This is a genomic window from Chitinophaga deserti (assembly GCF_003149455.1).
In the GTDB taxonomy this organism is placed as follows: Bacteria; Bacteroidota; Bacteroidia; order Chitinophagales; family Chitinophagaceae; genus Chitinophaga; species Chitinophaga deserti.
The window spans coordinates 241,944-254,138 of the sequence record NZ_QFFK01000009.1 but is presented as its reverse complement, the minus strand read 5'-3'; the positions used below and the strand labels follow the sequence as shown (position 1 = coordinate 254,138).

The 12,195-nt window shown below is 49.9% G+C and carries 11 protein-coding genes; 8 read left to right on the top strand and 3 right to left on the bottom strand.

The window, feature by feature from the left end:
• Window positions 1–67: 67 nt before the first annotated feature.
• Window positions 68–937, bottom strand: a complete 870-nt coding sequence (locus DEV76_RS20830) for a sigma-70 family RNA polymerase sigma factor (RefSeq protein ID WP_109699863.1) — start codon at window positions 935–937, stop codon at window positions 68–70.
• 400 nt (window positions 938–1,337) lie between these two features.
• Here DEV76_RS20830 and DEV76_RS20825 point away from each other — a divergent pair, with 400 nt between their 5' ends.
• Window positions 1,338–1,718, top strand: coding sequence for an START-like domain-containing protein (locus DEV76_RS20825; protein ID WP_109699862.1), 381 nt, complete (start codon window positions 1,338–1,340; stop codon window positions 1,716–1,718).
• Here DEV76_RS20825 and DEV76_RS20820 read toward each other — a convergent pair.
• The gene (locus DEV76_RS20820; protein ID WP_109699861.1) at window positions 1,715–2,320 is read right to left on the bottom strand and encodes a hypothetical protein; all 606 of its coding nucleotides are present in this window, start codon (window positions 2,318–2,320) and stop codon (window positions 1,715–1,717) included. The two genes, DEV76_RS20825 and DEV76_RS20820, sit on opposite strands and share 4 nt — an antisense overlap.
• Window positions 2,321–2,465: 145 nt before the next feature.
• Between DEV76_RS20820 and DEV76_RS20815 the strand changes: the two genes are divergently transcribed.
• Both DEV76_RS20815 and DEV76_RS20810 read left to right on the top strand, forming a co-directional pair.
• Window positions 2,466–3,908: an LptF/LptG family permease gene (locus tag DEV76_RS20815; RefSeq protein ID WP_109699860.1), complete on the top strand. Its 1,443-nt coding sequence runs from the start codon at window positions 2,466–2,468 to the stop codon at window positions 3,906–3,908.
• A gap of 112 nt (window positions 3,909–4,020) precedes the next feature.
• Window positions 4,021–5,259, top strand: coding sequence for an ArnT family glycosyltransferase (locus DEV76_RS20810; RefSeq protein WP_109699859.1), 1,239 nt, complete (start codon window positions 4,021–4,023; stop codon window positions 5,257–5,259).
• A gap of 31 nt (window positions 5,260–5,290) precedes the next feature.
• Here DEV76_RS20810 and DEV76_RS20805 read toward each other — a convergent pair whose 3' ends face one another.
• A complete protein-coding gene (locus DEV76_RS20805; RefSeq protein WP_109699905.1) occupies window positions 5,291–6,019 on the bottom strand; it encodes a superoxide dismutase in 729 nt (242 codons plus the stop codon).
• 571 nt (window positions 6,020–6,590) lie between these two features.
• On the opposite strand from DEV76_RS20805, the gene DEV76_RS20800 reads away from it, so the two are divergent.
• From DEV76_RS20800 to DEV76_RS20780, 5 genes are read left to right on the top strand one after another with little or no spacing between them, the layout of a single operon-like run.
• Entirely contained in the window at window positions 6,591–7,694 is a 1,104-nt protein-coding gene (locus DEV76_RS20800) for a ThiF family adenylyltransferase (RefSeq protein ID WP_109699858.1), read from the top strand.
• A gap of 28 nt (window positions 7,695–7,722) precedes the next feature.
• Window positions 7,723–8,421, top strand: coding sequence for a hypothetical protein (locus DEV76_RS20795; protein WP_109699857.1), 699 nt, complete (start codon window positions 7,723–7,725; stop codon window positions 8,419–8,421).
• Between the two features lie 58 nt (window positions 8,422–8,479).
• Window positions 8,480–10,639, top strand: a complete 2,160-nt coding sequence (locus tag DEV76_RS20790) for a sensor histidine kinase (protein WP_109699856.1) — start codon at window positions 8,480–8,482, stop codon at window positions 10,637–10,639.
• A 22-nt stretch (window positions 10,640–10,661) separates the two neighbouring features.
• Complete coding sequence (locus tag DEV76_RS20785; RefSeq protein ID WP_109699855.1) at window positions 10,662–11,759, top strand: sensor histidine kinase; 1,098 nt, start codon at window positions 10,662–10,664, stop codon at window positions 11,757–11,759.
• Window positions 11,743–12,162 carry a response regulator gene (locus DEV76_RS20780; protein WP_109699854.1) on the top strand — a complete coding sequence of 140 codons (420 nt, stop codon included), beginning with the start codon at window positions 11,743–11,745 and terminating at the stop codon, window positions 12,160–12,162. The genes DEV76_RS20785 and DEV76_RS20780 overlap by 17 nt, the downstream gene beginning before the upstream one ends.
• Window positions 12,163–12,195: the final 33 nt, after the last annotated feature.

The window sequence follows — 12,195 nt, the reverse complement described above, 5'->3', positions numbered from 1 at the left end:
GTGAATATATCGAATATTCACCATTGGATTGCAAAAATACGTATTTAGACAGTTCGTTTAAAATAAATCAGCCGCCGAGGTAATTCCGCAGCAGTTTGCTCCGGGAAGTGGTGCGCAGTTTGGTAATTGCCTTGTCTTTGATCTGGCGCACACGCTCGCGGGTAAGACCGAATTTCTCACCGATATCTTCGAGGCTCATGGGATGTTCCACACCGATGCCGAAATAGAGCATGATTACGTCTTTCTGGCGGTCGGTAAGGGTGGAAAGAGAGCGTTCGATTTCGCGGCGGAGTGAATCGTGGTGGTCAAGCTCTTCGTCTGCGCTCACTGCGTTGGGATTGGCCAGTACGTCGAGCAGGGAGTTATCTTCCCCGTCGATGAACGGTGCGTCCATAGACACGTGGCGGGCAGCTACGCCGAGGGTGGCTTCCACTTCTTCGGTATTAATTTCGAGGATAGTGGCCAGCTCGTCGGGAGAAGGCTCGCGTTCGAATTCCTGTTCCAGCTGGGAATAGGCTTTACTGATTTTATTGGAGAGGCCTACCTTGTTGAGGGGAAGGCGTACAATGCGGGATTGTTCTGCCAATGCCTGGAGGATCGACTGGCGGATCCACCAAACGGCGTATGAAATGAATTTGAAACCACGGGTTTCATCGAAGCGCTGTGCAGCTTTGATGAGGCCGAGGTTACCTTCGTTGATAAGATCCGAGAGGGATAATCCCTGGTTCTGGTATTGTTTGGCTACGGATACCACGAAACGCAGGTTGGCTTTAGTCAGCTTTTCCAACGCCCGCTGGTCGCCCTGTTTTATGCGGATAGCCAGGTTTACTTCTTCTTCCGGCGTAATGAGATCCACTTTGCCGATCTCCTGCAAATACTTTTCTAGCGACTGGGACTCACGATTCGTGATGGACTTCGTGATTTTTAGTTGGCGCATTGACATAGCACGGGAACAGTTACAGGTTATAAATGAGTTAATTTAGAAGAATGCCCAACAAAAATAACTTTTTTTAGATACGACCCAAAAAAAATTACTTCCTGTTGAATCCTTTTCAAGCAAAATCGATTGTTGGTAATAATCCGTTCGTGTTATACCACATTAACCGGGTCTGATACGGGATTCACCCGCAGTGGTAAAGGTTTATAAGGGAATATTGGATTAATTCTGTCATCCGTTGCAATATACATAATTAAATATTTTTATATTCCATTTAGTTATAAATCGTGAGAATGAAGGATTTAGGCGGAAAAAAGATTTTCAAAATTTATTTTGATAGAATAAATATTTTTCTATAATTGCAGGCAGATGATTTAGATTTCTATAATAATACAGTGCGATGTCAAAGAAAGTGCAATATGAGTTAGAATATCCGGTGCGGTGCTCTCCAAGTATTCTCTATGAATTTCTTTCCACCCCGGCAGGTTTGCAGGAGTGGTTTGCAGATAAAGTAGATTTCCGGGATAATGTTTTTTCCTTTTCCTGGAACGGTTCTGCAGAGGAAGCAGAAGTGCTGGAACAGGAAGAAGATGAGTATATCCGGCTACATTGGACACACGCTCCCAAAAACGAGTATTTCGAATTCAGAATCCGTATTTCTGAAGTAACGAATATGACGATTCTGGTAATTAAAGATTTTGCAGAGAAAAAGGAAGTGGCTGATCAAAGCCAGCTCTGGGATTACCAGATCAAGGATCTTTTCCACCGTATCGGCAACTAACTACCTGAAGAGCCTCCCAGCCAGCCCAGCAGCGCAGCATACTGATCCGCCGCAAAGGGCATGATATTTTCCCAATCAGTCAACTTACACTGTTTAGCTATTTTAACGAAGGGCTTCCGCAGGATGCTTTCCCATTCCGCTTGCGAAAGGGAGGCCACCGCACGATAGTTATCTTCGCCGAAATGATGCTGCCAGGGGTCAACGTTCACACAAACGTGCCATCCGGCGGCGGTAAGCCGTGTGCGTATACCCGTCAGCACTTCCCTGCGGCGTTCCAGCGCCTCGCCCGCCAGGTGCAGTGTAAAACTGAAAAAACGCCCCCACCAGAAAAAGGTACGGCAGGCGAAAATACTTTCACGCCCAAACGCCCGGGGGTAATCCAGCATCACATACGGCAGCCCGCCGTATTGCTCACCACGGGATATCTTTGGCGGCTGCTCCCCTTCCGGTGAATAGCCACCAATCACAGGATCTGCCGCCATGGCCGTTTGCAATGCTCCGAACAGGGCGTAAACCTTGCCGATCACCCGGTTCTTTGCCAGCATCCATTCTGCGTCTGCCACCAGCGCCAGCTCAGCCGCGGTAAGTTGATAGTCTTCCATACCCAAAAAAATATTAACGGATTTTTGGGCCGCCCGCTGTTTCTCCTGTCCGGATTCGTGTTAACTTTGTGCGGCCGCTTTTCAAAATTAAACTGAAAATCAGGCCGTTTCACATTTTACCATTTTATTTTTCATTCGCCGATTTGTGAAGAAACTCGATAAACTGATCATCAAGACCTTCGTAGGCCCTTTCATCGCCACTTTTTTTGTGACGCTGTTCGTGCTCATCATGCAGTTCGTCTGGAAATACATAGACGATCTCGTGGGCAAAGGGCTGGACACTCCGGTGATCATGGAGCTGCTTATTTACACCAGCGCCAGCCTTGTACCCCTGGCCATGCCGCTGGCAGTACTCCTTTCTTCCATTATGACCTTCGGCAACCTCGGCGAAAGCTTCGAACTGGTAGCCATTAAATCTGCAGGCATCTCCCTCCTGCGGTTCATCCGCCCCCTGTTCGTTTTCTCCTCTTTCATCGCCATCGGCGCTTTCCTTTTTGCCAACTATATCATCCCCATCGCCAACCTCAGGGCCAAATCCCTCCTGTACGATATCACCAACTCCAAACCGGCATTCAATATCAAGCAGGGCGTGTTCTACAGCGATATCCCGGGGTATACCATCAAGGTTGCGAAGAAGGAAGCCGATAACAAGACCATCCACCAGGTGATGATCTATGAAAACAACCTTGGCGAAAAAAATCCGCGTATCATCCTTGCTGAGAAGGGCACCATGGAGCTCTCTGCCGACAAACGCTATCTTCTTTTCACCCTTTACAACGGCTGGCGGTACGAAGAGCGCGGCAATACCCGCGCCAAACAGGGTAATGAACTGATCCGCCTCGGCTTCAAGAAATACATCAAACCTTTCGATCTGCAGTCGTTCGCATTTGATCGCCTGCCGATGGACCTCTTCGCCGGCAACCAGCAGATGCTCAACATCCGTCAGCTGGATTACGGTATCGATTCCCTTCGCCGGATAGACTCATCGCTGATCCGTACCGTAAACGCCTATGTGACATCCCGCCTCGCTTTCTACAAATGGAAAGATACGGGCTGGGCTACCAGCGTGGCTCCTTTGAAGACAGACACTTTCTTTAATGTGATCCCCGAATCGTCGCGCCGTTATGTGATAGAGCGCGTGGAATCCAATATCCGCGAAACCGAAACTTCACTGGCCACCTCCTCGAAAGATTACCTCGACAATAAAGAAAAAATATCCCTGTTCAAAGTGGAATGGCAGCGTAAATTCTCACTGGCTGCGGCATGTGTGGTGCTCTTCCTGATCGGGGCGCCGCTGGGCTCCATCATCCGTAAAGGCGGGCTCGGCACACCGCTGGTGTTTGCAGTTATCTTCTTTGTGATCTTCAACATCTTCTTCATGACCGGCGAGAAAATGGCCCGCCGCGATGTAATGGCATCGTGGAGCGGGATGTGGCTCGCCAATATCGCCCTGCTGCCTATCGCTGCATTCCTTGTATACAAGGCTATGAACGACAGCCAGCTTTTCAACAAAGAATACTACTACCGCTTCTTCCAGCAGGTGAAGAAGCAATGGCAGAAACGCTTCAGCAAGGAAAAGGCAGCATAATTGCCTGCCGCAAGGTTGATGTTGTAACTGCGTTTTCCCCTCCCGGGCACTACCGGCAGGTGAAACTGCGTTATTACATCAGAACAACCAGACCGGCAAACCATATCTCCCGATGAAGCAAATCCTGACAGTACTGGCAGCTGGGCTGCTTTTCCTTCCTTTCCCCCTCGTTTACCACACAGGCCTGGTGCCTGTTGCGGAAGCTCCGCTGTACGGATGGCTGCAATTGCTGGCTGAAAGCATATTTGGCACCGGTTCTTTTGCAGCAAGGTTACCCAATGCCCTAACCGGCGTTCTGACGATCTTAACTTGTTTTGTAATCGGTAAGCGGCGGGAAGATGAGCGTTTCGGAATGTGGTGGGCGCTTATTCTGGCCGGCTCCTGGCTGCCGCAATTGCTGTTCCGCAGCGATGCGCCCATGCTGCCGGGGTACTACTTCCTGTTCCTTTCCATCTATCTGGCTTACCGGGTTTCCTGGAGCACCTCCCCATTCCGGGCTGCCGTATTCAGCGGTATTTCACTGGGACTTGCCACACTTTCAACCGGCCCTTCTGCCTTGCTTATCGCCCTGTTCACCGGGCTTGTGTATTGGACCTGGAAGCGTTTCCATACCGGTATGAAATGGCTCCAGCTCCTCACCATTGTACTGGCCGCCGTCATATCTTCCGGCTGGTATTACGGCTATCTGATGTGGCGTGGTACTGCCATTCATATACAGCCGTTCCCCACTGGCGGGGTTACCTTTTCAACACACTGGATCTCCTTTCTGGGTTGCTTCCCCGTACTGGCTTTCCTGTTTACCTGGCTGCAAACTGCCCGCATCCGCTCCATTTACCTCGCACAAACTGCAGAGAACAAAGATTTCGTGTGGTGGATGTGGGCGCTTTTCTGGACCGGATTGCTGATCTTTTCCATTATGCGCATACCATTGGCAGCTGCCTCCTTACTGCATTTACCCCTCAGTTACCTCGCCGCCATCCAGGTGAACCGGATACTGGAAGGCAGGCTGCGGCTGCGCCGCTGGAATGTGGCCATCCTGCTGGTGATGGGACTGGGCACCGGATTACTGCTTACATTACTCCCCCTCGCCGGCATATACCGGCCGGCCATATTACCCCCATGCTTCAGGGCAGGTGCGCAATGGCATATGGCTGAAGCCGCTTTTGGAATCATTCTCATGATATTAACTGCTGCGGGTACCGCCATGCTGGCCAGGAAGCGGGCACAGGAGGGATTGCTGTTACTGTTTGCAGGCAGCATGATACTGATACCTTTTGCGGCGATATGCTTCGCCCCTAAAATGCAACAGCCGCCGCAGGAAGCGGTGGCTGTTGCTGTAAAAGTTCCTTAAAAAGAAAACCCGCACATGGCGGGCTTCTTCATTATTTTTTGAGCGCTTCTTCGTACAGGGCGCTTACTTTTTCCCAGTTAACTACATTCCAGAATGTGGCGATATAATCGGGCCGTTTATTCTGGTGCTTGAGATAATAGGCATGCTCCCACACGTCCAGTGCCAGAATGGGGGTGCCTGGTTCTTTGGCGAGCTTCGTCATGAGCGGGTTGTCCTGATTAGGAGTGGAAGTAACGGCCAGTTTACCGCCTTTCTTTACGATGAGCCAGGCCCAGCCGGAACCGAATACGCCTTTGGCTGCGTCAGCGAATTTCTGACGGAAAGCTTCATCTGACCCAAAGGCTGCTGTGATGGCAGCTTTCAGTTTAGCAGAAGGCTCGGATTTTTCGGGAGACAGGAGTGTCCAGAAAAGGGAGTGGTTATAGTGACCGCCGCCGTTGTTACGGATGGCAGGCTGTTCTGCAGTAACTGCGGCGAGTATCTGACCGAGGGAGCCGGAAGCAAGCGGGCTTGTTTTCAGCGCATCATTCAGGTTTTTAACATAAGCTGCATGGTGCTTACCGTGGTGAATTTCCATAGTGAGCTGGTCGATATTGGGTTCCAGTGCGCCTGCGGCGTACGGGAGGGGCGGCAGCTCAAAAGGTGCTTTCAGGGAAAGGAGGTCTTTATTCTGCTCCCCTGCAGCAAAAAGCCCGGTAGGGTTGGCCAGGGCTGCCACTCCGGCCAATCCGGCCAGCTTTATGAATTCTCTCTTATTCATAATGAACATATTATTATTACAAATCTATTATTTCCAACGTAAAACCATGCAAATATTACACCAATGACCACCATTTTATTAAATTGCGCCAACACGGGGCAGGATTTTACATTTAATTCAAAATAATGCCATCGATAATCGTTTAATTTGAAATAAATTGCTATTTTACTTTTATATTCATGTGTAAGCTGTAGTGTACTTAATCATTTTGAAAAGATGAAGCCATTTATCCCTGGCGCCAGGAGAAGCCCGCAACGATACAGAGGTATTGCTGCTGGCGGCCTTGACAGCCAAATCCGGTTTACCCCGGGCATCGTCCATCCCCCCTTAAAGTTCTATTCAAGCGCCATTCTTTTCCATTCTTGTTCATTCGTTAAAAACGCTTTTCCCTGATCCGGGAAACAGGCAAGACAGGATTTTCTATTAGTCCGCCGGTATTGGCAGGATGATTCGGGAAATCGATTGAACCGGCCGGCAGCCATAGTGAAGCCGGGCGGATATTTGATTTTAAGCAGACAATATAGAGCACAGGCACAATAATCATTAAAAGAAAATCGAGCGAAGCGGCAGTATGACATTTAAGGATCGCATACAGGAGACAAAATCAGCGCCTGACGTCTTTACCCCGGTATTTTATCACCCGGGCCGGAGCAGTGATCAGGAAGAACTTCAGCAATTGCTGCAGGAAATACCGCATTTGCGGATATATGACGAACTGGAAAGTCAGCTGCGGGAACTGGTTAAATGCCAGCATCCTTCCCGTAAACTGAGCGAAGCAGAATCTGCAGCGGCAATTGCCGCCCATCTGAACGGTGTGCCTCCGGAGCAATATGGCGTATGGGTATATTACCCCTGGGGTGCCAAACTGGTACATCTGCTTGGAAAAGAAGAATTTATCTATCTCCGCACATCGCGGAACATGCATAAGATCACAGCGGAAGAGCGGACAGTGCTGCTGGAAAAGAAAATAGGTGTAATCGGCCTTTCCGTTGGCCAGACCATCGCCCTCACCCTTGCCATGGAGCGGGTATGCGGGGAGCTTAGACTGGCAGACTTCGACGATGTGGAACTGACGAATATGAACCGCCTCCGTACCACGGTCGATAACCTGGGGATGCCTAAAGTGATAGTGGCAGCCCGGGAAATTGCAGAAATGGACCCGTTTATCACTGTAAAGGTATTTACGGACGGGGCCACGGAAGAGAATCTGGACAGCTTCCTGACCGATGGAGGCAAACTCGATATCCTGGTGGAAGAGTGCGACGGTATAGATGTGAAGATCCTTAGCCGCCAGAAGGCCCGGAAACACCGCATCCCCGTTGTAATGGATACGAACGACCGCGGGATGCTCGACATCGAAAGGTTCGATCTCGACCCGGAATACCCCCTGCTGCATGGCCTTATCCCTCCCATTGAGGACTTAGGGACACTGAAGCACCTGACCAATGAAGAAAAAATACCGATACTGGGACCCATGGCCGGCATTGCCCATATGAGCCCCAGAATGAAATACTCGCTTGGAGAAATCGGCAAATCCATCACCACCTGGCCCCAGCTGGCTTCTTCCGTAATGCTGGGCGGAGCACTGGTGACGGACACCTGCCGTAGAATCCTGCTGGATCAGCTGCGCAGCTCCGGCAGGTATTATGTGGATTTCGATCAACTCATTCAATAACGCCCAATTCAACTAAACGAAGCAATCAATGAGCGCACCGATCAACGTTAGGGCTTTTTTCGCACCAGACGACCCGGAAGCATGTATGCGGTTTTACGAGGGCCACAGTAAACTTCTGCAGATTTACTTTGGCATTCATAAAATCACATCCGGCAACGTGGACTGGATCAACCACAAGAATACTGTGGTGGTGATCGTGGAAGACGAGACCGGCACCAAAACCTATGGTGGAGCCCGTGTTCAGATTGCAGACGGCGTGCTGCCCCTCCCCATCGAAATGGCGGTAGGCAAATACGATCCCAAAGTGCATACAGACGTGGTTCCCGGAAGTGCGGAAATCTGCGGGCTGTGGAACTCCAAAGAGGTAGCTGGTATGGGCATCGGAAGCCTGATCCTCAGCAGGGTATGCGTAGCACTTACCTCCCAGCTGCCCGTAGGCAACGTACACGTACTTTGTGCCCCCGTTACCGTAAGAGGTGCTAAAAGGGTAGGCGCCGTAATAGACACCTCCCTCGGAAATGAAGGGGTGTTTTATTACCCGAAAGACGATCTCGTGGCCACTGCCATGATCATCCGCGATAATCACGAGCTGGCCAGTGCCGACCCCTCAGAGCAGGCCCTTATCCGCGACCTGCGCGCTAATCCCAACCAGGTACGCACCGAAACCGGCCCTAAAGGCACATTCGAAGTAAATTACCTGCTCGGCCTCCCGCAAATGGTTCCCTAAAATCCATTATGTTTGCTGCGTATTTTGCGGCCTGACTATATAACAACCGAGAACTCAAATGTCTATACGTTTTTTCGCCCTGCTATTACTTTCCTTTGCAGCCCAAATAACGGCCCGGGCCCAGACACCCGTCGTTTTCCGGGATAGCGCCAAACTTATGCAGGTCGGCGAGTTCCTCGACCTGTATATCGACAGCACCAACGACCTCACCATCGATCAGGTTAGAAAAATGACCTTTAAGCCCTCCGGCTCCAGGGTCCCCAACCTCCAGATCACCCCATACACCAGCTGGGCACGCGTACATATCACCAATAACACCCACCTAAGCCGGCTGCTCCTGGAAGTGGAATACCCCACCATCGATGAGATATCACTCTACGAAGTACTCCCCGCAGGCGGTTATAAAGTAGTGGACCTCGGGCAATACCAGCCCTATAAAATGAGGCCCGTTAACCACCAGAACTACATTTTCCCGCTCGATATACCGCTGGATCAAACCCGGGAATACTTCCTGAAGATCCGCGCCGGTGAACAGGCACAACTTCCGGTTTACCTTGGTGCTGAAACCACCCTCTTCGCCAAAAACACCGAACGTAATTTCATATTCGGGCTGTACGCAGGCATCATCCTCGTAATGGCGCTGTACAACTTCTTTATCTGGCTCACCGTTCGCGACAACAGCTACCTCATTTACGTTACTTATATCATTTGCGTAGGCCTCACACAGGCCTCACAACAAGGCTATACCTTCCGGTTCCTGTGGCCGAACAGTCCATGGCTGGCCATGCACGATACCCTTATCATCCCGGTGCTGAACGGTATCACGGCAGCGCTCTTCATACAATCGTTCCTCCACACCCGCGAAAAATACAAGCTGGGGCATAAACTCCTCACCGGTGTGATCGTTGCTTACTGCCTGGCCTTCATACCCACTTTCCTCGATAACCATTTCGTGGCCAACATGATGACCCAGATCATCGCCATGACGGCCTCTATCCTCGCAATATTTGTAGGTATCAAAGTTTGGCGTAAAGGATACGGTCCGGCCGCCTACTTCCTCATTGCCTGGGGTATTTTCCTGGGAAGCGTGGTGATTTTTGTACTGCGGAACTTCAACATCCTGCCTTATAATGACTTTACTTATTACGCCCTGCAGGTAGGGTCTGCCGCGGAAGTTACGCTGCTCTCCTTTGCACTGGCCAATAAGATCAATATCTACCGTAAGGAGAAAGAAGAGTCGCAGGCTGTGGCGCTGCGTATGGCGCAGGAAAACGAGCAACTGGTGCGTGAGCAGAACGTAATACTGGAAGCCAAGGTGGCTGAGCGTACTGAGGCGTTGCAAACCTCCAACGGAGAGCTGAACAAGGCCCTCACCAACCTGAAAAGTGCTCAAACCCAGCTCGTGGAAGCGGAGAAGATGGCCTCCCTTGGTCAGCTCACTGCCGGTATCGCCCACGAGATCAATAACCCCATCAACTTCGTTACTTCCAATATCAAACCGCTGAAGCTCGATTTCGAAGACATCCGCTCCCTCTTACGGAAGTACGAAACCATCAGGCCGGGTGAGGATGTGGCAGGACAGCTGGCGGAGATCGAGCGGTATAAACAGCAGATCGATATCAATTACCTGCACGAAGAAGTGGATACGCTGATCAAAGGCATAGAAGACGGGGCTAACCGCACGGCAGAGATCGTGAAGGGGCTGCGTACTTTCAGCCGTCTCGATGAAAGCGATCTCAAATTTGTGGATATACATGAAGGGCTTAACTCCACCATGGTGTTGCTCCGCAATAATATCCCCAAGAACGTGACCGTGCGTTATGATTATGGTGAACTTCCTAAGATAGAATGCTTCGCCGGCAAGCTCAACCAGGTGTTCCTGAACATCATCAACAACGCGCTGAACGCCATCAAAATGAAACCCGAACAGGGCGAAGAAAGCCTTACGATAAAAACCCGTCTTGAAGAGGATAAGATGGTGAGCATCAGTATTAAAGACTCCGGCATAGGGATGTCAGACAAGGTCAGGGAAAAGATTTTCGAGCCGTTCTTCACCACCAAAGATGTCGGGGAAGGCACTGGCCTCGGGCTGTCTATCGTTTTCAGCATTATTGAGAAGCACCAGGGAAGAATTGCGGTGAACTCGGAACCCGGCAAGGGAGCGGAATTTATCATATATTTACCCCAGAATGTGCCTATCGCCCAGAGTCATGCGTAAATAAAAGCAGAAAGAACCCTACATGAAAAATAACCGTATCAGGATATTGTACATCGACGATGAGGTACATAACCTTAATGCATTCCGCGCTAATTTTCGCAGAACGTATGAGATATACACCGCCAGTTCTGCGGCCGAAGGTATGCAGGTACTGAAAGGAATTGAGGTACATATCATCATCGCGGATCAGAAAATGCCCACTACTACGGGGGTTGAGTTCTTTAACGAAATCAAGGACCTCCTGCCCGACCCCATCCGCATCCTCCTTACCGGCTATACGGATGTGGAAGATATCATTGACGCTATCAACAAAGGGCATATCTACTCCTACATTAAAAAGCCCTGGGATGAGCACGAGCTGTTCAAAACCATCAATAACGCTTACGAGATATATTCCGCCCGCAAACTCCTGAAAGAAAAGGTACTGGAGCTGGAAAAAACAAACGATGAGCTGAACAGGTTCATCTATTCCACTTCCCACGACCTCCGCGCTCCCCTCATGAGCGTTCAGGGCATCATTAACCTCAGCAGGCTCGATAATACCATGACTGACCCGCAGGGGTATATGGGGATGATTGAGGTTTGTATTACCCGGCTGGACAGCTTTATCCAGAAAATCATTGAATATTACCGCAATTCACGGCTGGATCTGGAGTACGAGAAAATCGACTTCAATGCACTGATGAACGACTGTATCGATACCTTTAAACACCAGAATACCGCTATCAACTTCAATGTGAATGTAGACCAGCCGGTACCGTTTAAAGGCGATTTCTTCCGGATAAGTGTTATCCTGAACAATCTTATCAGCAATGCCGTTAAGTATCAGAAGCCGGACGAAGCCGTCCCCCAGGTCAATCTCTCTGTAAAAGTGGAACCTCATAAGGCAACAATCCGTATAGAAGATAATGGTATCGGGATTCTCAGCGAGCACCTGAGCAACATATTCAAGATGTTCTTCCGCTCCAAGAACAACAACAAGCCCGGAAGCGGTATTGGCCTGTACATTGTAAAAGAAGCCCTCAATAAGATCGGGGGCACCATTGGCGTAGATTCCCGTTACGGAGAAGGAACGCAATTTGAAATTACCATTCCGAACAGAAATGAATTCGATACCTGATCTACGTGTAATATTAATCGACGACAACGACATCGATCTGCTGCTGCATGAACGGTTAATTTCCATTCAGCAGATCAGCAGAACGATCCTTTCATTCAGCAATGCCAACAAAGCACTGGAATTCCTTTCCAGTAACATTACCCTTCCCCATATTCCCCCCACTGTTATTCTCCTCGATATCCAGATGCCGGAAATGGACGGTTTCGAATTCCTCCGATCTTTCGACTCCTACCCGCAGAAAATCAAGAATCAGTGCTATATCATCATGGTTTCCTCTTCGCTCGACTTTGGCGACATCTCCCGGACCAATGCCAACCCCATGGTAATACGCCTCCTGAAGAAACCGCTGCAGCCCAAAGAGCTGAAAGACGTGATCGAAGGCATTTTCCGTGATCCTGCATAGAACAAAAAAAGGCTTCTTCATGCGAGATGAAGA

Coding starts and splice junctions, on each gene's coding strand:
- DEV76_RS20830 (WP_109699863.1), bottom strand. CDS start 937: ATGCGCCAACTAAAAATCACGAAGTCCATCACGAATCGTGAGTCCCAG.
- DEV76_RS20825 (WP_109699862.1), top strand. CDS start 1,338: ATGTCAAAGAAAGTGCAATATGAGTTAGAATATCCGGTGCGGTGCTCT.
- DEV76_RS20820 (WP_109699861.1), bottom strand. CDS start 2,320: ATGGAAGACTATCAACTTACCGCGGCTGAGCTGGCGCTGGTGGCAGAC.
- DEV76_RS20810 (WP_109699859.1), top strand. CDS start 4,021: ATGAAGCAAATCCTGACAGTACTGGCAGCTGGGCTGCTTTTCCTTCCT.
- DEV76_RS20805 (WP_109699905.1), bottom strand. CDS start 6,019: ATGAATAAGAGAGAATTCATAAAGCTGGCCGGATTGGCCGGAGTGGCA.
- DEV76_RS20800 (WP_109699858.1), top strand. CDS start 6,591: ATGACATTTAAGGATCGCATACAGGAGACAAAATCAGCGCCTGACGTC.
- DEV76_RS20795 (WP_109699857.1), top strand. CDS start 7,723: ATGAGCGCACCGATCAACGTTAGGGCTTTTTTCGCACCAGACGACCCG.
- DEV76_RS20790 (WP_109699856.1), top strand. CDS start 8,480: ATGTCTATACGTTTTTTCGCCCTGCTATTACTTTCCTTTGCAGCCCAA.
- DEV76_RS20785 (WP_109699855.1), top strand. CDS start 10,662: ATGAAAAATAACCGTATCAGGATATTGTACATCGACGATGAGGTACAT.
- DEV76_RS20780 (WP_109699854.1), top strand. CDS start 11,743: ATGAATTCGATACCTGATCTACGTGTAATATTAATCGACGACAACGAC.